The organism is Streptomyces sp. NBC_01320, assembly GCF_035974375.1.
GTDB lineage: Bacteria > Actinomycetota > Actinomycetes > Streptomycetales > Streptomycetaceae > Streptomyces > Streptomyces yanii.
Genome location: NZ_CP108390.1, coordinates 2,560,780 through 2,584,014 on the forward strand (window position 1 = coordinate 2,560,780; position 23,235 = coordinate 2,584,014).

Consider the following 23,235-nt stretch of genomic DNA (forward strand, 5'->3'; position numbering starts at 1 on the left):
CCGGGCTACGCGGAGCAGCTGGCCGAAAGGCAAATTGTTGACTGGGGGTTTTTCATGATTGACGTGATCGTTGCCGGCGGCGGTCCGACCGGCTTGATGCTGGCCGGCGAGTTGCGGCTGCACGGCGTGCGGGTGCTCGTGCTGGACAAGGAGGCGGAGCCGACCGTGCAGTCCCGTGCGCAGGGTCTGCACGCGCGCAGTGTCGAGGTGATGGACCAGCGCGGCCTGCTGGAGCGGTTCCTCTCGCTCGGCAAGAAGGTCACGGTCGGCGGCTTCTTCGCCGGCCTCGGCCGGACGTGGCCCGCGCGGCTGGACACGGCACACTCGTACGTCCTCGCCATCCCGCAGCAGGTCACCGAACGCCTGCTGACCGAGCACGCCATCGAACTCGGCACCGAGATCCGGCGCAGCTGCGAACTGGTCGGGCTGAGCCAGGACGAGCATGGGGTGACCGTCGAGCTGGCCGACGGCGCGCAGCTTCGCTCGCGCTACCTCGTCGGCTGCGACGGCGGCCGCAGCGCGGTGCGCAAGCTCCTCGGCATCGGCTTCCCCGGGGAGCCCTCCACGGTCGAGACGCTGCTGGGCGAGATGAAGCTGACCGCGTCGCCGGAGGAGCTGGCCGCCGTGGTGGCCGAAGTCCGCAAGACCCAGGCGCGGTTCGGCGCCATGCCCCAGGGCGACGGTACGTACCGCGTCATCGTGCCCGCCGAGGGGGTGGCCGAGGACCGTACGACCGCGCCGACCCTCGATGAGTTCAAGCAGCAGCTGCGGGCGTACGCCGACACCGACTTCGGCGCGCACTCACCACGCTGGCTCTCGCGCTTCGGCAACGCCACCCGGCAGGCCGAGCGCTACCGGGTCGACCGGGTGCTGCTGGCCGGCGACGCGGCGCACATCCACCCGCCGACCGGCGGGCAGGGCCTCAACCTCGGCGTCCAGGACGCGTTCAACCTCGGCTGGAAACTGGCTGCCGCGGTCAACGGCTGGGCGCCCGAGGGTCTCCTTGACAGCTACCACGCCGAACGGCACCCGGTGGCCGCCGACGTGCTGGACAACACCCGCGCGCAGATGCAGCTGATGTCCACCGAGCCGGGTCCCCGGGCAGTGCGCCGGCTGATGTCGGAGCTGATGGACTTCGAGGAGGTGAACCGGCACCTGATCGAGAAGATCACTGCGATCGGGGTCCGCTACGACTTCGGTGACGGCCACGAACTCCTCGGCAAGCGGCTGCGGGACGTGGAGCTGAAGCGGGGGCGCCTCTACGCGCTGATGCACGGCGGCCGCGGGATGCTGCTCGACCAGACGGGCCGGCTCTCGGTGGCGGGCTGGGCGGATCGGGTCGACCACGTCGTCGACGTCAGCGAGGAACTGGACGTGCCCGCGGCGCTGCTGCGGCCGGACGGTCACGTGGCGTGGGTCGGTGAAGATCAGCAGGATCTGCTCAGCCGGCTGCCCAAGTGGTTCGGCACTGCCGTCGGCTGAGAGCCTGTCGTGGCTCGAAAGGGCGGGACCTGTCTCGACTCGTCCTCTGGAGCCGCCTGGGCCCGCAGGCCCGGCGCCCATCTCTCCGGCCTGTGATGGCGGGACCGCTGGCTGTTCGAGCACTGTGGGGTCTCCCGGACGCCTGTCTGCCAGACGCCAACCGGAAACCGGTCGCACCGTCGGAGATGGTCACCACGGCCACAGAGCACACCCTGCGCGCTCTGGGGACCGCGCGCCCGCTGGACATCAAGCAGTACTTCCTGCGCGGGCAGTACCCCGGCCTGCCAGAAGTGCTCCGGACTCTGTAGGAGCAGGGCCGTGTCGTGACGGTGCGGATCGACGACGGTGGGGCCCGCGTCCGAGACGTGGTACGTGCACGCCAATGCCCTGGGCGACCTGGAGTCGATCGGGGCGGGTGAGTGGGAGGGAGGGGCGCACCGCGCTGCTCTCCCCGTTCGACAACCTGATCAACGACCGGCGCCTCACCCAACGGCTGTGGGGCGTCGCCTTCCGTAACGAGATGTACCTACCGAAGGCCAAACGGGAGTACGGCTATTACCTGTTGCCGATTCTGCACGGCGACGCCTGGTCGGCCGGATCTCCCCCGCTTCGACCGGAGCCGGGGGGTCTGACCGTCGAGGGTCTGTACCTGGAGGCCGACGTCCAGCCGGCGGCAGCGCTGCGACGCGCGGTCCCCGCGGAGCTCGCCGAACTGGCCACCCTGGTCGGCGCCGCCGATGTCGAATACGGCGACACGATGCCCGAACGCTGGCGTTCCGCGCTGCATCGGTCCTGAGCCCGGCGCTGCCCCGCCACAGCCGACGGTCTCGGCCCGGCCGCCGCTCGGCGACCCCCGGAGCGCCGATGGTGACGGTCGGGCCGTATACCTCATGCGTTTCAGGGCAGCCATGTCTCACGTACGCAACGCAGTGGGTCGTGCAGTGTGCGGGGTTCGGTGGCCCATATGCGGGTCGCGCGGGTGTCGTGTGTGTAGGGCGGCCAGGCCGCGCCCGGGTCGACGTCGCGGACGAAACGGACCCAGGACGCGTGGATCGCGTCGGCGAGCTGCTGGGGCGGGTGGGCACCCACGGCCTCGGGGACGCCGGGGGCGTTCAGGAGGTCGAAGGCGAAGGGAAGGTCCACGCAGTGATGCGCCAGGCCGTCGAAGGCCGGTGCCGTCGCGGTCCACTCGAACTGGTAGAGCCAGGTGGGGCAGGAGGCCCGGGCTCGGGCCTCCGCGATGGCGAGGGCCGGGGCTCGGAATACCTCGTCCGTGACGGACCGGCCCACCTCGGCGGGCTGGATCATGTGGAACTCGTGGGCGGTGAAGCCGATCATCAACGGCACGTCCGCGCCCGCCTGTTCGTGGAGGAGCGCCTCCGGCACCGGTCGGGGAATGAGCTCTCCGTCGGCGAAGGGCGCGAGGACCAGCATCGGGAGTGTGTCGCGGTCCGGGCCCGGTTCGCTCAACCGGTCCTGGAGGCACAGGAGTTCGTCGTCCGTCAGGTCGCGCAGTGCCGCCGCTGCGGCCGGTGTGCCGGTACGGGCGGTGAAGAGCGTCGACACCGCCTCGGCCAGGTCTCTGCCCTGCGGCCGCATGACCGCGCCGGAAACGGAGATCGCCGCGCGGAACAGACCCTGGGCCGTGGGCACGGCGAGCAGCGTCTGGACGGCGCCACCGCCTGCCGACTGGCCGGCGACGGTGACCTTGGCCGGGTCGCCGCCGAAGCGCGCGATGTTGTCGCGGACCCATTCCAGGGCGGCTGTCCAGTCCCGTACACCCCGGTTGTCGGGGGCGTCCTCCAGGTGCAGGAAGCCCTCGATGCCGAGCCGGTAGCCGATCGACACCAGGACGACACCGTCCCGGTTGAACGCGGCCCCGTCGTACCAGGGACTGGCGGCCGAGCCGGCCACATACCCGCCGCCGTGGATCCAGACCAGGACCGGCAACGGCTCGGCGGGGGCGACGTCCGGCGTGAAGACGTTCAGGTTGAGCACCCCCGCGCCGGGGATCGACGGCTCGGGAATGGTCGTCACCTCGACGAACGGGCGGCGCTGGGCCGTCGGCCCGTACGCCGTGGCATCCAGCGGCTGCGCCCACGGCTCGGGCGGCACCGGCGCGGCGAAGCGGAGGTCGCCGACGGGCGGCCGGGCGTACGGGATGCCGAGGAAGCGCAGGCTTCCGTCACGGATCTCACCCCGCACAGGACCGTGCCCGGTACGGACGAGGGTGTCGGTCATGGGGAGAGGCCTCCTGTGCGGCTCAGTTGCGGGGGCGTCGTGTTCGACGACGCTGTGGACTTTCCGGAGCGTCTCGGAACCTGGGACCTTCACGCCGTACATGCGGTCGGCGGTCACCGGCGCCGCGGTGATCCGGCCGTCACGCAGGAGGGCGCGCCGAGGGCCGCGAGGCCGCCGCCGAGGATCCAGGGGTTGCGGCGGTCCAAAGCGGTCGGAGAAGTGGCCCGCAAGCGGGTTGAAGACGGTCGCGAAGTTCGCGGAGACGCCGGAGACGCCGGAGACGAGACCGAAGTCGGCCACCTTGTCCGCCGGGTCGACGAGTTCGACCTGCATGGGCAGGAGCACCACAGCGATGCCCACACGGACCATGAACATCGCGGCGTTGGCCATCGTGAGCAGGCGTTGGCCACCGCGTGAGCACAGGCATCAACCGCAGCAGCGCGCGACCGCGAGTCCCGACGGGGCCGGCGGGTGCCGGTATCGCCTCGGCAGCGGGCCGCATTTCGGGTGTGTACATGCCGGAACTCCTCGGCCATGCATCCCGGTGGGGGCGGGCCTGGTCGCGCAAAGGGGAATCAGCGGGAGGGTGGGGATGCGGACGGCCGGGCGTCAGCTGTCGAAGCCGAGGCCGAAGCGGTCGAGCGTCCTGAGCCAGAGGTTTCGTCGGCCCTCGTTGCGGTCGGCACGCGCCATCGACCATTTGGTGATGCCGATTCCCGCCGCCCGGACCGGCTCCGGCGGGAACGGAAGCGGCTTGCGGCGGACGAGTTGGAGCTCGGTCCGTGCGGTGCGTTCGCCCGCCAGAAGGTCGAGCATGACCTCGGCGCCGAACCGGGTGGCGCCGACGCCGAGGCCCGTGAACCCGGCCGCGTAGGCGACCTTCCCGTGGTGACTCGTGTCAAAGAACACGCAGAAACGGGTGGAGGTGTCGATGGCACCGCCCCAGGCGTGGGTGAACCGGACCCCGTCCAACTGCGGAAAGGTCGTGAAGAAGTGCCGGGCGAGGGTGGCGAAGGTCTCGGGCCGCTGGTCGTGCTCGGCGCGAACCCGGCCGCCGTAGCGGTAGACGGCGTCGTAGCCGCCCCACAGGATGCGGTTGTCCGCGGAGAGCCTGACGTAGTGGAACTGGTTGGCGCTGTCCGCGAAGCCCTGCCGATTGCGCCAGCCGACGGAGGCGAGCTGCTGTTCGGTCAGTGGCTCGGTCATGAGGGCGTAGTCGTACACGGGGACGGTGTACGGGCGGTGGCGTCGGAGCAGGGAGGGGTAGGCGTTGGTGGCCAGCGCGACGCGCCGGGCGCCGATCCGGCCGTAGGGAGTACGGACCGTGATCCCGGCGCCGCGCTCGTCGAGCGAGGTGGCGGGTGTGCGCTCGTGGATACGGACGCCCAGGTCGAGGCAGGCGCGCTTGAGCCCCCAGGCGAGCCGGGCCGGGTTGACCATGGCCACGTCGTCCTTGTTCCACAGGCCGCCGAGGAATGTCGGCGAGTCGATCTCGGCCCGGACGGCCTCGGCGTCGAGCAGCAGCGGCTTGCCGCCGTAGCGGGTGAGGGCCTCGACCTCTTCCTTCAGGCCGTCGACCTGATACGGCTCGGTGGCCACGACCAGGGAGCCCGTGCGCTCCCAGGAACAGTCGATGCCGTGGCGTTCCACGGCGTCCTCGATGGCCTGGAGGTTCTCGCGACCGAGCCGTTCCAGGTGGCCGATCTCCTCGGGCCAGCGCTGGAGTCCGTTGTGCAGTCCGTGGGTGAGGCTGGCTTCGCAGAATCCGCCATTGCGGCCGGATGCGGCGCCGCCGGCCTCGTCCGCCTCGATGAGCACCACATCGGTGGACGGATCGCGCTCCTTGGCAACGAGGGCGGTCCACAGCCCGGTGTACCCGCCGCCGACCACGAGCAGGTCGCAGGTGGTGTCGCCGACAAGGGCGGGTGCGGACTGCGGCCGGCCGGGGTCGTCGAGCCAGAACGGGGTCGTTACGGCGTCCCGGAGCGAGGCGAGGTGGTTCATGGGCGGACTCCTTCGGATCGCGGAGGTACAGGCCTCCGAAGTGCCGCTATGAGACCGCCCGCGGGACAGTAAGGTCAATGGTGTTGACATAAGCGTCTCCCGACCGCCCCGCCTGCCGCCCCCAGGGGCTTCAGCCGACCTGCTCCCCCGCGGGCTCCCAACGGTCCAGGATCTGCTCTGCAATGTGCTTGGCCATAGGCTCGAACCGCCGCGCCAGTTCACGGAAGAGCGCCTCCGCGCGCGGCGGGCCACTCCTCGGGCAGGTGCTCGGCAAGGAGGCGGGGGCGCCGCGGACCAGGTCGAGCCAGTCGGTGTGGAGCAGGAGCCGGCGCCCCACGTCGTCGCGCGCCCCGGTGGGCGCGAGGCCGTCACCCCACCGGGCCGGGAATGCGCGGTCCCCCTCGGCGATCGCGTCGACGTCGAAGGCGGTACGCAGCAGGGGCCCGGCCTCGATGGATGCGGCGGCCTCACCGTGGAAGCCCCTGATACGGCCCCCGATCCCCAACTCCGCGGCCAGGGGGCGACATCGACCCGGCCGGGGGCCACCCACAAGCCGCTCTGCAGGGGGCCGAATCCGGCCCGGACGAGCCGTGAGCGCAGGTCGTGGCCACGCCTCCTGGAACTCCGCTACGCCCGGTTCGCCGGCCGTCGGGCCCTGGCGCGACGGTCCCCGGAGCCGTCCCCCGGAACGCTTGCGGCGGGCAGGCGCGCCGCCATCGCGTCAAGCATCAGCTCCAGGGCGAAGGGATAGCCGCTGCCACACATGTCGTCGGCGAGCAGGGGGAAGGTCGCGGCGATGTTCGGGTGCGTGGCAGGCGACAGTTTGCCGTACACCGCGTGCCAGACCTCCGCGTCCGCTTCGTGAGCCGCCTGCGGAAGGGCGAGGGCGGCGGCGTCCTGGGCCGCGAAGGCGAGGGCCTGGTCGACGAAGGCGTGGTACATCCGCACCACGAGAGGGTCCGGAAAGTTCGCCGAGCGCAGGACACCGAGGATCGTCTCAACGGCCCGTGTCTCGTGGGCGCGCCCGGTCGTGCGGTGCGCCGCCAGAAGGGCGGCCTGCGGGTTGGACCGGTAGGAGGCGTGAATCCGCAGACCGATCGCACGGAGGTCGGCACGCCAGTCGCCGGTGGGCTCCCAGCCCTCCTGTGCGCGGCCGATGAGTTCGTCGGCGAGGGAGAGCAGCAGTGCGTCGGTGTTGCGGAAATACCGGTAGATGGCACTGGGATCGGCTCCCAGTGCGGCACCGAGCCGCCGTACCGAAAGTGCCTCCGCACCGTGCTGCGAGACCAGACGCAGCGCGGTCTCGACGATCATCCGTTCGGAGAGGACGGCGCCCTGCTTGGTCGGCCTGCGCCGCCGCCGCCCGCTTTCGGGAACCACACGTTCGACCATCCGGGGACCTTATGACAACACCATTGACGTGTAAATGACCGAGCAGCTTGCATGGCGCCCATCTGATGTTTCCTCACGTTCTGGAGCACCGTATGACCACGGCCGATCTGGTCTTCACCCGCGGCGCCGTCTTCACCGCCGATCCGGCCCGCACCCGGGCCACTTCACTCGCCGTCGTCGGCGATCGGATCGCCGCTGTCGGGCACGACGACGTGCGCGAGCTCATCGGTCCCGGCACCGAAGTCGTCGACCTGCGAGGGAAGCTGCTGCTCCCCGGCTTCCAGGACGCCCACATCCACGCGGTGTTCGGCGGGACGGAGCTGGCCGAGTGCGACCTGACCGGCACCGTCGGCGTCGAGGAGTACCTGGGCCGGATACGGGCCTACGCGGACGCCCACCCCGACCATCTGTGGATCACCGGCGGCGGGTGGTCGATGGAGAGCTTCGACGGTGGCGTGCCGACCCGGCAGTTGCTCGACTCCGTGGTCCCGGACCGTCCGGTCCTGCTGTCGAACCGTGACCACCACGGCGCGTGGGCCAACACCCGGGCGCTCGAACTGGCCGGAATCACCGCCGCCACCCCCGACCCCGCCGACGGCCGCATCGAGCGCGAACCTGACGGCACGCCCAGCGGGATGCTCCAGGAGGGCGCCACGGCGCTGGTCTCCCGCCTGGTGCCGGCGAGCACCCCCGCGGACCGGCTCGCCGGTCTGCTGCGGGCCCAGAAGCTGCTGCACTCCCTCGGCGTCACCGGCTGGCAGGACGCCCTGCTCGGCGTGTTCAGCGGCAGGCCCGATCCGTCGGACGCCTATCTGACCGCCGCCCGCGACGGCTCGCTCACGGCCCGGGTCACCGGCGCGCTGTGGTGGGACCGCGAGCGCGGTGCCGAGCAGATCGACGAGTTGGTCGCACTGCGCGAGAAGTTGAGCCACGGACGGTTCCGGGCCCGATCCGTGAAGATCATGCAGGACGGCATCGCCGAGAACTTCACCGCCGCGATGACCTCCCCGTATCTCGACGGCTGCGGATGCGCCACCGCCAACAGCGGCCTCAGTTTCGTCGACCCGCGGGAACTGCGCAGCCATGTGACCCGGCTCGACGCCCTTGACTTCCAGGTCCATTTCCACGCGCTCGGCGACCGTGCCGTCCGCGAGGCCCTCGACGCGATCGAGGCCGCCGTCGAGGCCAACGGGCACCGCGGCAACCGCCACCATCTCGCCCATCTCCAGGTCGTGCACCCCGACGATCTCGCGCGCTTCGCCCAGCTCGGTGCCATCGCGAACATCCAGCCGCTGTGGGCCGCCCACGAGCCCCAGATGGACGAACTGACCATCCCCTTCCTCGGCCCCGAGCGCGCGGCCTGGCAGTACCCGTTCGGCGACCTGCTGCGCGCGGGCGCCACCCTGGCCGCCGGGAGCGACTGGCCCGTCAGCAGCCCCGACCCGATCGAGGGCCTCCATGTGGCGGTGAACCGCATGGAGCCCGGCGCCACCGACGGGCGGGTCTTCCTCCCCGAGCAGCGCCTGGACCTGGCGACGGCCGTCGCCGCCTACACCGCGGGCACCGCCCATGTGAACGGCCTGGACGACACCGGCAGTCTGCGTCCCGGCAACCTCGCGGACCTGGTGGTCCTGGACCGCGATATCTTCACGGCGCCGCCGGAGGAGATCGCCGAGGCACGCGTCGTGCGGACCTACGTCGGCGGCACGCTCGTACACGCCGCCTGAGCCTGCCGTCCGGGCCGGCGCAGTCCTGGTGCCGTGACCGGCAATGTTTGCCCCATGGGGAGCGTCGTCCGGAGCGGGTGTGCCGGGCGGTGCGACGGGGCAAAGCCTGCCGGAAGGGGCACTAGCTCGTACGCAGCGAGGACGCCCGCACCTGGAGCCGGGTCGGCACCAGCACTCCGGCCTGCCCGGCGTGCCCCTGTTCCAGTGCGGCGACAAGGAGTTCGATCCCGGCCTCCGCAACCTCCCGGGGCCCCAGGCTCAGCGTCGTCACCGGCGGCTGGGTGTGGACGGCCGTCGTGTCCTCGCTGACGCACACCAGGAGCAGATCGTCGGGTACGTCGTATCCGTGGCGGCGCGCCGCTTCCAGAACGAGCGGTGGACTGACCTCGGCCACGACGAGCAGGGCGTCGGGCCGGTCGGCCCCGGTCAGGGCGTCCTCCACGGCTCGTACGACCGGTCCGTTGCCGGCTGCGGCGGCGAGCACGACCTGCTCCGGCAGCCCCTGCGCGGCACTCCACTCGCGGTAGGCGGCGAGGACCCCCACGTGGAATCGCGTCGTACTGTCGGGCAGCACGAGTGCGGGCCGCCGGGCACCCTGCGCCTTGAGGTGGTCCAGTGTCTCGCGCACGGCCGCCGCGGCGTCGACGTCCACCCAGTGCGCTCCCTGCCGTCCCTCGACGGAGCGGTCGGTGAACACCGGGATCCGGGCGGCGAGCAGGTCCTCGACAATCCGGTCGTCGGCAACCGGGTCGGCGACGATCACCGCGTCGAGCGGCAGGTCGGCCCACTCGCCGTGCAGCTCTCCAGCGGGCAGCAGCACCAGGGCGTAACCGCGCCTGAGCGCGGCCGCCGCGGTGGCGCTCGTCAGCTGGGCGAAGTACGGCGACTCCAGGAACGTCCAGGGGGCGCCGGCGAATTCGCCCACCACGTATCCGATCAGCCGGGCCCGTCCCGCGCGCAGTTGCCGCGCGGTGGCGTTGGGCCGGTAGCCCATCCTCCGCGCGGTCTCCCTGGCCTTCTCCCGTACGGCTGGGGAAAGCCGCCCGGTGCCGTTGAGGGCCGCCGAGACGGTGGTCTTGGACAGTCCGGCCTCGCGGGCCACGTCGACGAGCCGTACGCGCGGAGGTGTGGGTGGTGAGGAAGGCCCACCACGCCCTGAAGCAGCTTTTGTCATGGGCTGATGCTGCCACCCCCGCGACCTCAGCAAAACCGTTCCCGCAAAGGCTTGTGCGGGAACGTTCCCGCAACAATACTCGCTCCATTCCCCAGCGCCCGTCACTACACCCGTAAAGGGGTGGGTCTCCATGCGCATGCCCAGAGTCATCGCGCTGCTCGCCTGTTCCGTCGCCGTCGCGACCACCGCCACCGCCTGCTCCGGCGCCACGGGCCCCCGGTCCGCCGGCAACGGCGCCGGCTCCGCCTACCGGATCACCCCGACCTCACCGCCGGCGAAGGGTCCGCTGGACTCGTTCACCTGGTCCCTCTACGCCGAGCCCTACACGCTCGACTACGCCCTCGCGTACGACTACCCGCCCAACACCGTGCTCGCCAACGTGTGCGAGCAGCTCCTGCGGGTCACGCCCGACATGAAGATCCAGCCCGGCCTCGCGGTCAAGTACACCCGGCCGGATCCGAAAACCCTGGTGTACACCCTGCGTCCGGGAGTGAAGTTCCACGACGGGACGACGATGACCGCGGATGACGTGGTCGCCTCGCTCAAGCGCCAGATGGCCCCGGCCACCGGCTCGCCCTGGGCGTCCGCGTTCAAGAACGTCAAGGCCATCGAGAAGACCGGCCCCCTGGAGGTGACGATCCGGCTCTCCAAGCCCGATGTCCTCCTCAACGAACTCATGGCCGCCTCCCCCGGCACCGTCGAGAGCGCCGCCTTCCTGGCCAAGGCCGGCAAGGGTTACGGCGGGCCCGGGGGCAAGGTCAACTGCACCGGCCCGTACGCCCTCACCGACTGGGCCCAGGGCGACACCATCACCCTCAAGAAGCACGCCGCGTACTGGGACCGGTCGCTGGCCCCGAAGGCCGACAAGGTGACGTTCACCTTCATCGAGGACCCGGCCGCCCGCTCCAACGCCTTCCTCTCGGGTACCTCCGACGGCGGGTACATGGTGCCCTCCGCCTCGCTCGCGCAACTGCGTTCCAGCGGCAAGGGAACCGTGCTGTTCGGCCCCAACACCGCCGCAGCCAACCTCGCCGTCCTCGACTTCAAGGGCACCCTCGGGGACCTCAAGGTCCGCAAGGCCCTGTCCATGGCGCTCGACCGCAAGAACATCATCAAGGCGGCCGCCGGCGGCATCGGTGTCCCCTCCAAGGCCCCCGCCGCGCGCGGCGCCTGGGCGCTGGCTCCGGAGAAGACCGACGGCTACTTCGACGCCCTGCCCGAGCCGGCGTACGACCTGAAGGCCGCGAAGAAACTCGTTGTCGAGGCCGGCGCCACGGGTCGGAAGGTCACCGTGGCCACCAGTTCGCTCGCGCCCGAGATCAGTGTCGCCGCCAACGCCGTCCAGGCGGCCGGCCGGCAGATCGGCCTCGACGTCCAACTGAAAGCGGTCGCCCCGGAGGCGTACAGCAGCATCTTCGTCGACCCCGACGCCCGCAAGGGTCTCGACCTCGTCATCACCAACGGCTACGACAACACCCCCGACCCCCTGGAGTTCTACCAGTACCTGCGCACCGGCGACTTCGGGAACTACGGCAAGTGGTCGAACGCCGAGTACGACGCCGCGTTCGACCGGGCGAATGCGGAGACCGATCCTGCCGCCCGCGCCGACCTGACCGCCGAGCTCCAAAGGATCGCGGTGCGCGAACTCCCGATGATCCCGCTGTACGAGGCGCCGTACTCGGTCTTCCTCGGCAGCCGCGTGACCGGTGCCCCCACCGGCATCGCGCAGCTGTACTACCCGTGGGCCGCGACGATCGGGGCCGCGAAGCCATGACCCGCTACCTCGTCGGACGGCTCCTCGGCCTCGCGACGGTGCTGTTCGTGACCTCGTTGGTGGTCTTCGGCACGGTCCACCTGGCCCCCGGCGATCCGGTGTCCTTCCTGCTGCACGGCCGCCCGGCGACGCCGGAGGCCACGGCGGCGCTGCGAGCGCAGTACCACCTGGACGACCCGCTGCCCCTGCAGTACACGAAGTGGCTCGGAGGCGTGCTGCACGGCGACTTCGGCCGGTCCGCCCAGTTCCACCAGGACGTCGGGAGCCTCATCGGTTCCCGACTTCCGGGCACCGCCCTCCTGGTGGGATACGCGGCACTGCTGGTCGCCGTCCTCGGTGTGGGAGCCGGTCTCCTTGCCGCGCTGCGCCCCGGCCCGGTGGACCGCGCGGTGCTCCTCGGCACGGGGGTGGCCACGGCGACGCCCTCCTTCGTGAGCGCCATGGCGCTCGTCTCGCTGTTCTCCGTCCGACTGGGCTGGTTCCCGGGACCGGGCGGCACCCCGGAGGGTTTCCCGGACCGGCTCTACCACCTCACGCTGCCCGCCTTCGCTCTGGCGCTGACCTTCGCGGGACTGCTCGCCCGGGTGACCCGCTCGGCGATGCTCGACGAACTCGGACGCGACCACGTCGAGGTGGCGCGCGCCCGAGGTGTCGCGCGTCGGGCCGTGGTCCGCCGACACGTGCTGCGCAACGCGCTGGGCCCCGTCGTCACCGTCGGCGGCACGATGCTCGCCGGTCTGCTCATCAGCACCTCGATCGTCGAGACCGCCTTCGACGTGTCCGGCATCGGCTCCCTGCTCGTGCAGTCGGTGACGGCCAAGGACTTCGCCGTCGTGCAGGCGATCACCCTGCTCAGTGTCGCGGCCTTCGTCGTGGTGAACCTCGCTGTCGACCTGCTCGCCCCGGTCATCGACCCGCGGCTGTCCCTCCGGGGGGAAGGCTCCTCATGACCACCACAGCTACTCCCGTGGCCGGAACACCCGATACGCTGCGCCGCCGGCCAGGCCTGCGCGGCCTCCGGGTCCTCGGCCAGGGCCCCATGTTCACCGCAGCCGTCGTGGTCCTGGCCGCCCTCGTCCTGGTCGCCGTCCTGGCACCCGTCCTCGCACCGCACGACCCCGAGTCGCTCGACCTGTCGGCGAGTCTGGTCGGAACGACCGGAGACCACTTCCTGGGCACCGACCAATCGGGGCGCGACGTCCTGTCCCGGCTGATCCATGGCGCGCGGACCGGTCTGTTCGGACCGCTGCTCGTCGTCGGTGTCTCCACGCTTCTCGGCACCCTGCTCGGCGTGGTCGCCGCCTGGCGGGGCGGCTGGGCGGACACGGTCCTGTCCCGGTCGATGGACATGGTCTTCGCGATCCCCGGACTGCTGCTCGCGATTCTCCTCGTGGCCGTGGTCGGCTCCGGCATGACCGCTCCGGTCATCGCCATGGCCGTGGCCTACACCCCGTACGTGGGACGGCTGGTGCGAAGCATCGCGCGCCAGGACAAGGCCCGTCCGTACATCGAGTCCTACCGGGTGCAGGGCTGGTCCGGCTGGACGATCTGCCTGCGGCACCTGCTGCCCAACATCGCGCCCACGGTCCTCGCCCAGTCCGCGATGAACTTCGGGTACGCGCTGATGGACCTGGCGGCGCTCTCCTTCCTCGGCTTCGGTGTGCAGCCGCCCACCGCCGACTGGGGCGCCATGATCAACGAGGGCCAGTCGGCCCTCCAGCAGGGGGCGATGCTGCCCGCCCTCGCGCCGTCCGCGTGCATCGTGCTCGCCGTGGTGGCGTTCGGCATCGTCGGCGAGGGGCTCGCCGACCGGATCGCGAAGCGGGAACGGTGAGTGTCATGACCCAGGACAGCCCTCAGGTGCGAAGCACCGGGGACGGCTTCCCCGTACTCGACATCGACGGGCTCGGCGTACGGCTGCCGGACGGGCAGGCAGCCCGGCCGATCCTGGACGGCGTCAGCCTCCGGGTCCTGCCGGGGGAGACGGTCGGCCTGGTCGGCGAGTCCGGCTCCGGCAAGTCGGTTGCCTGCCGCAGCGTGCTGGGGCTGCTGCCCGCCGGGGCGCGGACGAGTGGGACGGTACGGGTCGCCGGCCAGGACGTGCTGACCATGAACCGTACGGAGCTTGCCGCAGTGCGGGCCCGGCAGGTGGCAATGGTCTTCCAGGACCCGCGCGCCGCCGTCAATCCGCTGCGCCGGGTCGGTGACTTCGTCACCGAGGGGCTGCGCGCGTCCGGCATACCCGCCGCCGCGGCCACCACCCGGGCCGAGGCTCTCCTCGACGCCGTGGGCATCCGCGATCCGCGGGGCGCTCTTCGCCGCTTTCCGCACCAGTTCTCCGGCGGGATGCTCCAGCGAGTGGTCATCGCCGCGGCCCTCGCGAGCGAGCCCGCCCTGCTGGTCGCCGACGAACCCACCACGGCTCTGGACGTCACCACGCAGGCGGAGATCATCGCGATCCTCACGCGCCTGCGGGCCGAACAGGGCACCGGACTCCTCTTCGTCACCCACGATCTCGAACTGGCCTCGGCCATCTGCGACCGCGTGTACGTCATGTACGCGGGCCGGATCGTCGAGACCCGGGGCACCGACGAGCTGTTCGACCGGCCTCGCCATCCGTACACATCGGGGCTGCTCGCCTGCACCCCCCGCATCGAACCGGGCGCACCGACCCCCCGGCCCATCCCCGGCCGTCCCGTCTCCCTCGCCGAGGCGCCGCCGGGGTGCGCCTTCGCGGCGCGCTGCGCGCACGCGCAGCCGCGCTGCTCCGAAGAGACCCCCGTACTGGCGCGGTACGGCGACGGTCTCACCGCGTGCCACCGCGCCGACGAAGGGATCACGCTGTGACCGGAACGACGAAGGGGCTCGTGGTCGACGGGCTGCGCAAACGGTACGGGGACCACACCGCGGTCGACGACGTGTCGTTCACCCTGGCACCGGGGTCCTCCCTGGCCGTCGTCGGCGAGTCCGGCAGCGGCAAGACGACGACCGTACGCATGCTGGTCGGCCTGGAGCGGCCGGACGGCGGCACCGTCCGCCTCGACGGCCGGGACCGGTCGGACCGCCCCCGGAACCGATCCGAACGACTGTCGCGCGCCCGTGAGATCCAGATGGTCTTCCAGGATCCGTACCTCTCCCTCGACCCGCGGGTGACGGTGGCCGGCTGTGTCGACGAGGTCCTGCGCCTTCACACCCGACTGAACGCGGACGCCCGGCGCTCCCGGGTCGCCGAACTGCTGAGCCAGGTCGGCCTCGGCGAACGGGAGGCCACGGCCCTGCCCCGACGGCTCTCCGGCGGGCAGCGCCAGCGCGTCGCCATCGCCCGGGCCCTGGCGGTCGAACCCCGCGTCCTCATCCTCGACGAGGCGGTCGCAGCGCTCGACGTGTCCATCCAGGCCCAGATCCTCGATCTGCTCGCCGCGATCCGGCGCGAATCGGGGATCGGCTACCTCTTCGTCACCCACGACCTCGCCGTGGTCCGGCACATCGCCGAGGAAGTCATCGTGCTCAAGTCGGGGCGACTCGTGGAGGCCGGCCCGACGGACCGGGTGCTGGACGCCCCGGAACATCCCTACACGCGCCTGCTCCTCGACTCCGTGCCCCGACGCGGCTGGAACCCGGCCCTCGCGGCCCCCGGCCGCCGTGCCCTCGGCTGACGGACACCGCAGGGAACGCCGCCTCGCGGGACCGCGCGGCGGCGTTCCCTGCGTTTCGCCGGACCGCGCGCCCCGCGCCGACCACCGGTCGTGGGACAACCGGGCGTCACGCCGACGCGGTCAAGGAGTGCCGACCCGCCCGTCGTCGCCCACCGGCCCCCAGGAACGATCAAGAGGCCGTGCCGGATTCCTTCGACACGGCCTCCGACCTGCGTATCTGCACGTCGGAACGACAGGATCCGCGACCCGGCGGCCGCGACACTCGATGCCGCCGGGCAGGGCGACGTCGCAGTGCAGCCATGGAGATGCGTCCGGTGCAGCCCGGTAGGGGACGACGGTTATGTCCGTGAGACGCGGAGCAGCAGGCAGCCGGTTGCAGCGATGAGCCCCTTCTGGGCAGGCGAGTTGATCGAGGAGGCCGGCGCCCCGCGAGTAACGGGTCACGATCTGCGGCACCTGGCTGATGCTCCAGGGACTGAGCTCGGGTATGCGCGTGCCAATGGTGGAGAACGGCCCGCAGCTCGGGCGGTGTTCCTTGATGGGCGGTGTGGGGCCGGGTTCGCGCCGACCTCGCCCTCGCCGAACTCGTCCTGGTGGGTATGCGGTTGAGGGGTGGTACTTCCCAAGCCGCGGACGCCGGTCAGTGCGGTGACCGCAAGCCGCTCGTCGCGCAGTTCTCGGGATTCAGTGGCAGTCAGGTTAGGTTCCGGTCAGCTCGGTCGGTGGTGGAGCAGGGTGGCCCGTAGCTCGTTCTCGGTGATCTGCTCGGCAGGGCGGTGGAGCGTCCAGCGGTGGGCCTCGCCGTCCATGGGCTGCACCTCGACGACGGTCTCCAGCGGTGGGTAGCCGACGTCGCCACAGATGAGTTGGCGGATGATGACGGCGGTGTCGTCGTCCAGGCCGAGCAGGGCGCGTACGGCATCCTTCAGTTCGCGGAGGTGCGGGCTCGGCCAGGCGATTCCTGGGCGCGGTTCCAGGTACATGGGGGTGCTCCTTGGTTCCGGAATGAGGGGCGGGCGGCGCAGATAGCGCCGGTGAGGTCGACGGTGTGTCTGGCGGCGAAGCCGATGTCGCAGGCGTTGCGACTGGCCCGCCTCTCGACGATGTCGGTGTCCGCGGGCGGGGTGTGCTGTAGCCGCGGCAAGGCTGGGGGTGGCGGTGCCGGTCGGTGGGACGCAGACGGGTGCGCCCCGCCGGCCTGTCTGTTCGCGTACGGCATCCACACCGCTGTCCGCCTGCGGCTCGCGCAGCGTGGTGGAGAGTGGTCGGTGGTCAGGCCGAGCGAGGGGGCTTCGGCAAGCAGCAGGGCGTGCAGTGCCTGGGCCGACACGAAATTGGTAGCCCGTGCGGCGGTGTGTGGCCTTGCCGGTCCCGCCGCACCCCGAGCCGGGACGCAGGCATCCCGGGCGGCTTCATGGTGGTGGTTCAGTTGGGTGGTGTGCGGGTGGTGGCCCAGTTGGGTGTCCTGACGGGCGGTCGGGCAGCTCGGTGTTGTCTGGTCATGGTCACCTGCCAGATGGCGAGGAGCAGCAGCGTGCCGGTTTCGGCGAGGAGGCTGAGGACGGCTTGTGGCTCGGGCTGCAGGCCGTGCTCGGTGAATCCGAACACTCCTACGGTGCGCGAAGCGGTGAAGCCGCCGAGAGCGCCGAGCGCGACGCCTGCCGCGGCGGTCCTCAGCAGCCGGGGTGATGTCCCGATCAGCAGCAGGGCGGCGAGGGCGAAGGAAGCGCTGGCCTGGAGCAGGAACAGGGGGCCGATGATGTGGATGAAGCGGTATCCGTCGACGTAGAGCTGGGCGTGGATGTATCCGCTGGCAGCGAGGGTTGCGGCTGTCGCGGACCGCAGGGTGGGGGCGAGGAATCTTTGGGTGTTCATGCCAGCCTCTGGTCCTTGATGGCCAGTTCGCGGTCGCCTTGGCGGTAGCCGACGCTGCGGATGCCGAGTGCGTCTTTGAGCTGCCGGGCAGGGACGACCTGCGGAGTGGGGGCGGGGGCGCGGCCCGGTTTGGGCAGGGGGTAGGCGGTGGTGGTGGCGGAGTGGAAGGTGATGTTGCCCTCTGTCTTGGTGAACAGTTGGTGGACGTGCCCGTTGAGACAGGTGACGGAGGAGAAGCGGCGCAGGAGGGCGATGACCTTGAGGGCGTCGTCGGTGCTCCAGCCCCACTTCGGGTACATGGCGAACAGCGGGATGTGGCTGAAGACCACGATGGGGGTGTCCGACGACAGTCCGGCGATGTCCTTGCGAACGAAGTCGATCTGGGCGTTGCCGAGATGGCCGAGCTTCTCCAGGCTCAGGGTGTTGACCAGGGCGATGAAGTGCACGCCGTGGGTGTCGAAGCTGTACCAGCCATCGCCGAGCGTGCCCATGCCGAAGTTCCGCCGGTAGGCGCGGCCTGCATCCCCGATGGAGTCGTGCTCGCCCGGCACGGTGAAGACGCGGTCCGTCTTCATTCCGGCCATCATCTGCTTGACCTGGTCGAACTGCCCGGCCGTGGACAGGTGGGTCAGGTCGCCGCTGTGCATGACGAAGTCAGGTCTGAATCCGAGCGAGTTGACCTGCTTGATCGCTTCGGCGAAGGAGCCGACCACATCCATGTTCGCCGGGCCCTGGAACCCGATATGGCTGTCGGAGACCTGCACGAACCGCAGCGCGCCGCTTCCCGCCGCGGCGGCCCCGGCCGCGGCCGCGGCGTTGGTGTCTCGGGAGCCGGCTATGTGGCTGATCACCTCTCCACCGGCCACGGTCAGCACCACCGCGCCGCCGAACCACCCCGCGTGCCGGATAAGTTGACGTCGAGTCATACCGCGCTCGGTATCGGGCTGACCGGCGTCGTCGGCCAGTGCTCCGTCGTGACTGTCGTGGTAATCGGTCATCGGGTCACCTCCACGGTGGCGGTCATGAACGGATGGATGGTGCAGAGATAGGCATAGGTGCCGGGCTTGGTGAACGTGTAGCTGTAGGTGGCGTGGGTGGCCAGGGCGGCCGAATGCAACGGGCCGCCCGATCCGGCGCTGGTGACGGTGTGGGCGTCGGTGTCCTGATTGGTCCACGTCACCCTCGCGCCCACTTTGACCTTCAGCGTGGCCGGGGAGAATGCGAAGTTCTTGATCGCCACCGCGTTCCCGGTCACCGGCGCGGCCGGCGCGCCCGTGCTCGAGGGACTCATGGGCTTGCTCATACCGGGCATCGGCGAGGTGCTGGGAGTGGAGCCTTTCCCCGGCCCCGTGGCGCCGGGCATCCCTGCCGTCCGGTGCTGACCCGGACCGGGTGTGATGGCGCTGACTCCGCCGGCCGAGGAATGCGACGACTGGCCGCATGAGCTGAGGAGCCCCACCGCGCCGGCAGTGGCGATGATGGCGACAGCCAGCCCGGCCGCAGCGCGTGACCGCCGGCCTGGTGTGCGAAAGTCCAGGTACATGGTGTCCGTTCCTCACTGATCAGGCGGAGACGGGGACTGCGCCGGCTCGGCGCACGTAACCGCAGGAATATGTGGTGGATGCTGTGTTCATGGGCGCGTGCCCCTCACTGACCCGGCGAACGAGCATGGGTGCCGCCCCGGTCCGGCGGCTCGCCTCGACGTGCCCCACGCCGCACATCCGCCCTTGCGCGCCGCGAGCGTGCGGGCGGCATGCGGCAGTTCCCCTATGGGGAGCGGCGAGTGACTCGGGGTAGGTCGGCGGTGCCCATACGGGTGGTGCGCACGCTGGGCAGGGCGGAGTTCTGTCCCGGTGGTTGCGCGGCCCTCGATCACTGTGCGTGTAGAGCCGTCGCCGTGGTGTGCGCCGGGCCCGGGCGGAGACTGCGCGGTGGCGCCTACTTGGATGCACGGGGGCGGGGTGAGCTTGGCCGGCGCCAGGAGCGCGTCCGTCGCGTGGTACATCTCGGTCACCTCTGATCCATCCTTTGTCGCATGGGGAATCGATGAGGAATTGCGCGTGAGTCGGCTCTTGTCCGGCTCCACGGACGGCGGGGGTCCCACGGTTCGGTAGATATGCACTTTTTGCGAAACCTCTTGGTATGGCCGCTGATCAGCCGGCCTCCCGGGCGCCGCGCACGCTTGACCCTTTTGGTGCCACAAGGCCCGACAGGGACATACCACCCGTGACACTCACAGAACGTCACCTGCTTCGTGCCGTGCGTTACAGGACATAGCCGTACATGTGCGCGATGATCGGTCTATGCACTGGGGTTTCCCAAAACGTGGTCCAAGGACCGATCCGGATCGCTCCTCGCACCGTGTCTCTGGTAAAGGGACGTTTTCGACCGCAGATGAGGAACTGCTTCGCACGCTGTACGCGGAGCACGCAGGAGCCCTGTTCCACTACGTGCTGCGACTGACCTCAGGAGATTGGCAATGGGCGGAGGATGTGGTGCAGGAGACACTGCTGCGAGCGTGGCAGCATCCCGCCGCGTTCGACCCCGCACGCGGCCCGGCCCGGGCATGGCTGTGTACGGTCGCCCGGCACCTGGTCATCGACGCCCACCGGGCCCGGCAGGCCAGGCCGACCGAGGTCGGCGGCGAGGCCCTTCAGCGGGCCGCCGAGCAGACGCCGGGCGAGGACCAGATCGAGCAGGCACTGCAGAGCTGGGCGGTTGCCGACGCCGTCCGGTCGCTGTCCCCGGACCACCGCGCCGTCCTGCTGGAGACCTACTACCGGGGCCGGACCATGGCGGAGGCCGCACAGGTGCTGGGCATCCCGCTGGGCACCGTGAAGTCGCGGACGTACTACGCCCTGCACGCCCTGCGACTGGCGCTGCAGGAACGGGGCATCGAGCCATGACCGTGGCGGGCAGGAGGTGGCGACCATGAGTGCGGAGCACGACGCCCTCCGGCTGGCGCTGGGAGGATACGTCCTGGGCACGCTGCCCTCGGCAGAAATGGAACGGGTGCGCGTCCACCTCGCGGAATGCGCCGAATGCCGGGCCGAACACACCCGGCTGGCGGGTTTGCCTGCGCTGCTGGCGACGGCGACCGAAGCCGAAGTCTCAGGCCAGACGGTGCCGACGGCCGACGGGGACCTGGCCGACCGGCTGGTGGCACGGGCAGCCGAAAGCGCGCAGGGCTCCCTGCCCGAACGGCCCGCCGCGCCCGCGGTGTCGAAGGCGCCGGCAGGGGGTGTGCTGGAGAGGCTGCTCCAGCAGGCCGCGGCCCGGCGCCGCAGGACCTGGCGTCTGCAACTGGCCGGCGCGGCCGCCTCGCTGATGTTCGTCGCGGCGGCGGCCGGCGGCACATGGCTGGCGGCCATCGGATCCGTGGGCAGTCAGGCGACGCCGCCTGGGCCGACCGCGCCGATTGCCTGGCGCACCTTCTCCGGAAGCGATCCCGCCACCGGCGTCTCCGCCTCGGTGAAGGTCTCGCCCTCTGCCTGGGGCAGTGTCCTGCAGGTCTCCGCCAAGGGGGCACCCGCCGGAATCACCTGCCGGCTGCAGGCGGTCGGACCCGGCGGAGCCAGGTCGGACGGCGCTACCTGGCGGGCAGGCGAGTACCCTCCCGGCACCACGATCCCAGGGGCGGTTGCCATGTCCCCGGGAGCCATCGACCACTTCGAGATCCTCGCAGGCAACGGTCAGAAGCTGGTCACAATCCACGCGTGAGGCGAGGCCGGAATCGTCATGTCACCGGGCGGCCTGGCCGCCCGGTGACATGACGACAGCCGTTGGGTGTGAGCGCACGGCGACACAAGAGGCCAAGAAGACGTCGCCACCGAAGGGCCTGGCCGTCAGCGGCGAGGGGGCCGGGCAGTCGACGAGAAGCGAGCCGCCTCAAGACCGGTGGGCCAGGCTGAAGGAGCGCGCACAGGGCGTCCAGCCGATGGCCATCGAGAAGGCTTGTGCTCGTGACATCGGCTGCGCAGGCACGCTCGTGACCACCGCCGTCGACCGATGCCACCACGCCGCACGGCTCCGGGATCGGCGAGATCGTCCGACAACGGCACCCGGCGGATGAGCGCGGCGGCCTCGGAGGCCGACACCGGCGCCTCTGTGGCCGAGGGGCTGATCGGCGTCACGCGCGCGGAGGCGGCTCGTGGTCGAAGCGGCTGCCATCGGCCGGAAGAGATCACCTGCGCGGCCGGGCTGATCGAGGTAAAGGCCGTCCGGGTGCACGACCCGCGGGTCGAGGGGCGACCGCAAGCGGTCGTCGCTCCGGCCGCTGTGGTGCCACATGTCCCCGGGCCCGGTCAGATGCTGCGGCTGCTTCGCCCCACAGCCTGTCATCGGGGGACTGCGTCGGCACCGGGCAGTTCTGCGGCTCGTTCGCGGGGCTCTTGCCCGCTCCCGTCACGCGGCTTCCGGAAGTGGCAGGCCGGTCACCCCCGCGCCGGGCCTTCTCGCGTACCGGCCGCCTGCATGGGTGGGCACGGCTGTGCGGGGCCGAAGGCATGCACCTCAACCTCCGCCGGGAGGAGGCCGAAGCCGGCGCCCGGGTCCTTCTCACGGCGCGCCGACGGTTTCCGGAAGCTGGTGACTCTCACCCCGGCTCCGGCGAACCGGCTGCTTCCTCAGCCGACTTGATGCGTGAGTGCGCCGACGGGGCGTGCACTCCCTCTCCGGGTGGCCGGTGGCGCCGCCCTGGGCCTCAGCAAGGGCCCGGCCGAAGTGATCCCCGTCCCGCGCGCAAGCAGAGGTGTGCGATTCACCAAACGGCCGACGACCTCAACTCGCCTTCCTCCGAAGTCCGTGCAGCCCGGAAAAGACGGTCCAGGTGTCTGCACGCCGAGGGCCGCGACCGAGCCGAGGCGCGGGCAGGGACGCTCGTCCGGCCCTGCGGCGCGACGTTCCCGCGGGGCCGTCCGGAAGACCACGGGTGAGGGAACGAGCTGCCGGTGCCCGGTCCGGCCGAGTACGGCATCGAGCCCTGGCAGAGGCGAGTGAGGCCAGCCAAGCCGCCGGCATTGACGTGACCCGGAAGAAATCGAGAAAAAGGGGCGAACAGCTCGAACCGTTCGGCATGCGTCGCCCGTGGAACTGAATGAGCGCGCCCCTTCAGGATCCGGCCTACCGACCGCCCCCGAAGTTGTTGGCAGTCTCCCCCGTTCCGCTCTCCCCACATCCACAGAAGAGCCAGAAGACCATGTTTGTGACCGAATCCCCCAGCCCGAGTTCACTGGTCGGCCAGCCCTGCCGCCACGAGGCGCTGCTCACCCTGCCCGCGCGGGAGGCGCACGTCTCCGCCGCTCGTCACTTCGCGGCCGATCTGCTGGAGACCTGGAGCGTGCCCGCAAACGAGCGGGACTCCGCCGTTCTCATCGTCGACGAACTCGCCGCCAACGCCGCCCAGTACGGCCGCGAGCGCATGACCCTGCTGCTCGTCCTCGACGACGGCACTCTGCACATCGTGGTCACTGACTCCGGCATGGCAGTGGAGCGCCATCGCCCCGACATCGCCCCCGACGAACACGGCCGCGGCACCGGCATCGTCCAGTGCCTCGCCCAGTCGACCGAGGTCCACCAGACACGCAACGGCCGCGAAGTCCGCGCCTGCCTCAGGTGCTCGCCATGACCGGGCCGGGCGTTCCGCACGAACTGCGGCCCCTTGCCAGGGCCGGCATCGCAGCACAGCGACGGGTCACCGGGGGCGGCTGCGGCGCCGGGTCACCCGACGGCCCCGCCGAGTGGGCCTTCGCGACCCACAAGCCGTGCCCCGTCGACGGCTGCCCGGGCCCGGCCCGGATGCCCATGCGGTCCGCAGCACACCCATCGGCCCTTGATCACGGCGACCACGACCACGACACGGTGCTGCGTCAACGCTGCGGCGCCGGCCCCTGTGTACAGGCGGAGGTGTGA

General features: G+C 71.0%; 22 protein-coding genes. 13 read left to right on the top strand and 9 right to left on the bottom strand.

Going from position 1 to position 23,235, the window contains the following annotated elements; all coding sequences use genetic code 11:
- Nucleotides 1-54: 54 nt before the first annotated feature.
- From rox to OG395_RS12090, 3 genes are all read left to right on the top strand, one after another.
- Complete coding sequence (gene rox / locus OG395_RS12080) at nt 55-1,482, top strand: rifampin monooxygenase (protein ID WP_327249318.1); 1,428 nt, start codon at nt 55-57, stop codon at nt 1,480-1,482.
- A gap of 185 nt (nt 1,483-1,667) precedes the next feature.
- The gene (locus OG395_RS12085; RefSeq protein WP_327242902.1) at nt 1,668-1,790 is read left to right on the top strand and encodes a hypothetical protein; all 123 of its coding nucleotides are present in this window, start codon (nt 1,668-1,670) and stop codon (nt 1,788-1,790) included.
- Between the two features lie 107 nt (nt 1,791-1,897).
- On the top strand, nt 1,898-2,278 hold the full coding sequence (locus OG395_RS12090) for a DNA glycosylase AlkZ-like family protein (protein ID WP_327242903.1): 381 nt from the start codon (nt 1,898-1,900) through the stop codon (nt 2,276-2,278).
- Between the two features lie 101 nt (nt 2,279-2,379).
- On the opposite strand, the gene OG395_RS12095 is transcribed toward OG395_RS12090, so the two are convergent.
- The 4 genes from OG395_RS12095 to OG395_RS12110 form a co-directional block, all read right to left on the bottom strand.
- Nucleotides 2,380-4,113 (bottom strand): carboxylesterase/lipase family protein, encoded by a 1,734-nt coding sequence (locus tag OG395_RS12095; RefSeq protein ID WP_327242904.1) that lies wholly within the window; start codon nt 4,111-4,113, stop codon nt 2,380-2,382.
- Nucleotides 4,114-4,332: 219 nt separating this feature from the next.
- Entirely contained in the window at nt 4,333-5,727 is a 1,395-nt protein-coding gene (locus OG395_RS12100) for an NAD(P)/FAD-dependent oxidoreductase (protein WP_327242905.1), read from the bottom strand.
- Nucleotides 5,728-5,857: 130 nt separating this feature from the next.
- Nucleotides 5,858-6,232, bottom strand: coding sequence for a hypothetical protein (locus OG395_RS12105; protein ID WP_327242906.1), 375 nt, complete (start codon nt 6,230-6,232; stop codon nt 5,858-5,860).
- Between the two features lie 122 nt (nt 6,233-6,354).
- Nucleotides 6,355-7,119 (bottom strand): TetR/AcrR family transcriptional regulator, encoded by a 765-nt coding sequence (locus tag OG395_RS12110; protein WP_327242907.1) that lies wholly within the window; start codon nt 7,117-7,119, stop codon nt 6,355-6,357.
- 92 nt (nt 7,120-7,211) lie between these two features.
- On the opposite strand from OG395_RS12110, the gene OG395_RS12115 reads away from it, so the two are divergent.
- Nucleotides 7,212-8,846, top strand: coding sequence for an amidohydrolase (locus OG395_RS12115; protein ID WP_327242908.1), 1,635 nt, complete (start codon nt 7,212-7,214; stop codon nt 8,844-8,846).
- Nucleotides 8,847-8,967: 121 nt separating this feature from the next.
- On the opposite strand, the gene OG395_RS12120 is transcribed toward OG395_RS12115, so the two are convergent.
- Nucleotides 8,968-10,020 carry a LacI family DNA-binding transcriptional regulator gene (locus tag OG395_RS12120; RefSeq protein ID WP_327242909.1) on the bottom strand — a complete coding sequence of 351 codons (1,053 nt, stop codon included), beginning with the start codon at nt 10,018-10,020 and terminating at the stop codon, nt 8,968-8,970.
- Between the two features lie 130 nt (nt 10,021-10,150).
- Between OG395_RS12120 and OG395_RS12125 the strand changes: the two genes are divergently transcribed.
- The 5 genes from OG395_RS12125 to OG395_RS12145 are packed head-to-tail and all read left to right on the top strand — an operon-like array spanning nt 10,151 to nt 15,450.
- Nucleotides 10,151-11,794 (top strand): ABC transporter substrate-binding protein, encoded by a 1,644-nt coding sequence (locus tag OG395_RS12125; protein WP_327242910.1) that lies wholly within the window; start codon nt 10,151-10,153, stop codon nt 11,792-11,794.
- Nucleotides 11,791-12,744: an ABC transporter permease gene (locus OG395_RS12130; protein ID WP_327242911.1), complete on the top strand. Its 954-nt coding sequence runs from the start codon at nt 11,791-11,793 to the stop codon at nt 12,742-12,744. Before OG395_RS12125 ends, OG395_RS12130 begins: the two co-directional genes overlap by 4 nt.
- Nucleotides 12,741-13,628, top strand: coding sequence for an ABC transporter permease (locus OG395_RS12135; RefSeq protein ID WP_327242912.1), 888 nt, complete (start codon nt 12,741-12,743; stop codon nt 13,626-13,628). Before OG395_RS12130 ends, OG395_RS12135 begins: the two co-directional genes overlap by 4 nt.
- A gap of 5 nt (nt 13,629-13,633) precedes the next feature.
- Complete coding sequence (locus OG395_RS12140) at nt 13,634-14,641, top strand: ABC transporter ATP-binding protein (RefSeq protein WP_327242913.1); 1,008 nt, start codon at nt 13,634-13,636, stop codon at nt 14,639-14,641.
- Entirely contained in the window at nt 14,638-15,450 is an 813-nt protein-coding gene (locus tag OG395_RS12145; protein ID WP_327242914.1) for an ABC transporter ATP-binding protein, read from the top strand. The genes OG395_RS12140 and OG395_RS12145 overlap by 4 nt, the downstream gene beginning before the upstream one ends.
- 710 nt (nt 15,451-16,160) lie before the next feature.
- On the opposite strand, the gene OG395_RS12150 is transcribed toward OG395_RS12145, so the two are convergent.
- The 4 genes from OG395_RS12150 to OG395_RS12165 form a co-directional block, all read right to left on the bottom strand.
- Complete coding sequence (locus OG395_RS12150; protein ID WP_326793178.1) at nt 16,161-16,433, bottom strand: hypothetical protein; 273 nt, start codon at nt 16,431-16,433, stop codon at nt 16,161-16,163.
- A 442-nt stretch (nt 16,434-16,875) separates the two neighbouring features.
- A complete protein-coding gene (locus tag OG395_RS12155; RefSeq protein ID WP_327242915.1) occupies nt 16,876-17,325 on the bottom strand; it encodes a hypothetical protein in 450 nt (149 codons plus the stop codon).
- Nucleotides 17,322-18,323, bottom strand: coding sequence for a metallophosphoesterase family protein (locus tag OG395_RS12160; RefSeq protein WP_327242916.1), 1,002 nt, complete (start codon nt 18,321-18,323; stop codon nt 17,322-17,324). Before OG395_RS12160 ends, OG395_RS12155 begins: the two co-directional genes overlap by 4 nt.
- Nucleotides 18,320-18,616 carry a plastocyanin/azurin family copper-binding protein gene (locus OG395_RS12165; RefSeq protein WP_327242917.1) on the bottom strand — a complete coding sequence of 99 codons (297 nt, stop codon included), beginning with the start codon at nt 18,614-18,616 and terminating at the stop codon, nt 18,320-18,322. The genes OG395_RS12160 and OG395_RS12165 overlap by 4 nt, the downstream gene beginning before the upstream one ends.
- A 1,012-nt stretch (nt 18,617-19,628) precedes the next feature.
- On the opposite strand from OG395_RS12165, the gene OG395_RS12170 reads away from it, so the two are divergent.
- The 4 genes from OG395_RS12170 (at nt 19,629) to OG395_RS12185 (ending at nt 23,235) form a co-directional block, all read left to right on the top strand.
- Nucleotides 19,629-20,231: a sigma-70 family RNA polymerase sigma factor gene (locus tag OG395_RS12170; RefSeq protein ID WP_327242918.1), complete on the top strand. Its 603-nt coding sequence runs from the start codon at nt 19,629-19,631 to the stop codon at nt 20,229-20,231.
- A gap of 25 nt (nt 20,232-20,256) precedes the next feature.
- Nucleotides 20,257-21,045 (top strand): zf-HC2 domain-containing protein, encoded by a 789-nt coding sequence (locus OG395_RS12175; RefSeq protein ID WP_327242919.1) that lies wholly within the window; start codon nt 20,257-20,259, stop codon nt 21,043-21,045.
- Between the two features lie 1,483 nt (nt 21,046-22,528).
- Nucleotides 22,529-22,951, top strand: coding sequence for an ATP-binding protein (locus OG395_RS12180; RefSeq protein WP_327242920.1), 423 nt, complete (start codon nt 22,529-22,531; stop codon nt 22,949-22,951).
- Complete coding sequence (locus OG395_RS12185) at nt 22,948-23,235, top strand: hypothetical protein (RefSeq protein WP_327242921.1); 288 nt, start codon at nt 22,948-22,950, stop codon at nt 23,233-23,235. The genes OG395_RS12180 and OG395_RS12185 overlap by 4 nt, the downstream gene beginning before the upstream one ends.

Excerpts from the sequence above, each read along its gene's own strand:
- OG395_RS12130 (WP_327242911.1), top strand. The coding sequence starts at position 11,791 with ATGACCCGCTACCTCGTCGGACGGCTCCTCGGCCTCGCGACGGTGCTG.
- OG395_RS12110 (WP_327242907.1), bottom strand. The coding sequence starts at position 7,119 with ATGGTCGAACGTGTGGTTCCCGAAAGCGGGCGGCGGCGGCGCAGGCCG.
- OG395_RS12135 (WP_327242912.1), top strand. The coding sequence starts at position 12,741 with ATGACCACCACAGCTACTCCCGTGGCCGGAACACCCGATACGCTGCGC.
- OG395_RS12165 (WP_327242917.1), bottom strand. The coding sequence starts at position 18,616 with ATGAGTCCCTCGAGCACGGGCGCGCCGGCCGCGCCGGTGACCGGGAAC.
- OG395_RS12150 (WP_326793178.1), bottom strand. The coding sequence starts at position 16,433 with ATGTACCTGGAACCGCGCCCAGGAATCGCCTGGCCGAGCCCGCACCTC.
- OG395_RS12185 (WP_327242921.1), top strand. The coding sequence starts at position 22,948 with ATGACCGGGCCGGGCGTTCCGCACGAACTGCGGCCCCTTGCCAGGGCC.
- OG395_RS12100 (WP_327242905.1), bottom strand. The coding sequence starts at position 5,727 with ATGAACCACCTCGCCTCGCTCCGGGACGCCGTAACGACCCCGTTCTGG.
- OG395_RS12175 (WP_327242919.1), top strand. The coding sequence starts at position 20,257 with ATGAGTGCGGAGCACGACGCCCTCCGGCTGGCGCTGGGAGGATACGTC.
- OG395_RS12155 (WP_327242915.1), bottom strand. The coding sequence starts at position 17,325 with ATGAACACCCAAAGATTCCTCGCCCCCACCCTGCGGTCCGCGACAGCC.
- OG395_RS12115 (WP_327242908.1), top strand. The coding sequence starts at position 7,212 with ATGACCACGGCCGATCTGGTCTTCACCCGCGGCGCCGTCTTCACCGCC.
- OG395_RS12085 (WP_327242902.1), top strand. The coding sequence starts at position 1,668 with ATGGTCACCACGGCCACAGAGCACACCCTGCGCGCTCTGGGGACCGCG.
- OG395_RS12095 (WP_327242904.1), bottom strand. The coding sequence starts at position 4,113 with ATGGCCAACGCCGCGATGTTCATGGTCCGTGTGGGCATCGCTGTGGTG.
- OG395_RS12170 (WP_327242918.1), top strand. The coding sequence starts at position 19,629 with ATGCACTGGGGTTTCCCAAAACGTGGTCCAAGGACCGATCCGGATCGC.
- rox (WP_327249318.1), top strand. The coding sequence starts at position 55 with ATGATTGACGTGATCGTTGCCGGCGGCGGTCCGACCGGCTTGATGCTG.
- OG395_RS12125 (WP_327242910.1), top strand. The coding sequence starts at position 10,151 with ATGCGCATGCCCAGAGTCATCGCGCTGCTCGCCTGTTCCGTCGCCGTC.
- OG395_RS12140 (WP_327242913.1), top strand. The coding sequence starts at position 13,634 with ATGACCCAGGACAGCCCTCAGGTGCGAAGCACCGGGGACGGCTTCCCC.
- OG395_RS12120 (WP_327242909.1), bottom strand. The coding sequence starts at position 10,020 with ATGACAAAAGCTGCTTCAGGGCGTGGTGGGCCTTCCTCACCACCCACA.
- OG395_RS12160 (WP_327242916.1), bottom strand. The coding sequence starts at position 18,323 with ATGACCGATTACCACGACAGTCACGACGGAGCACTGGCCGACGACGCC.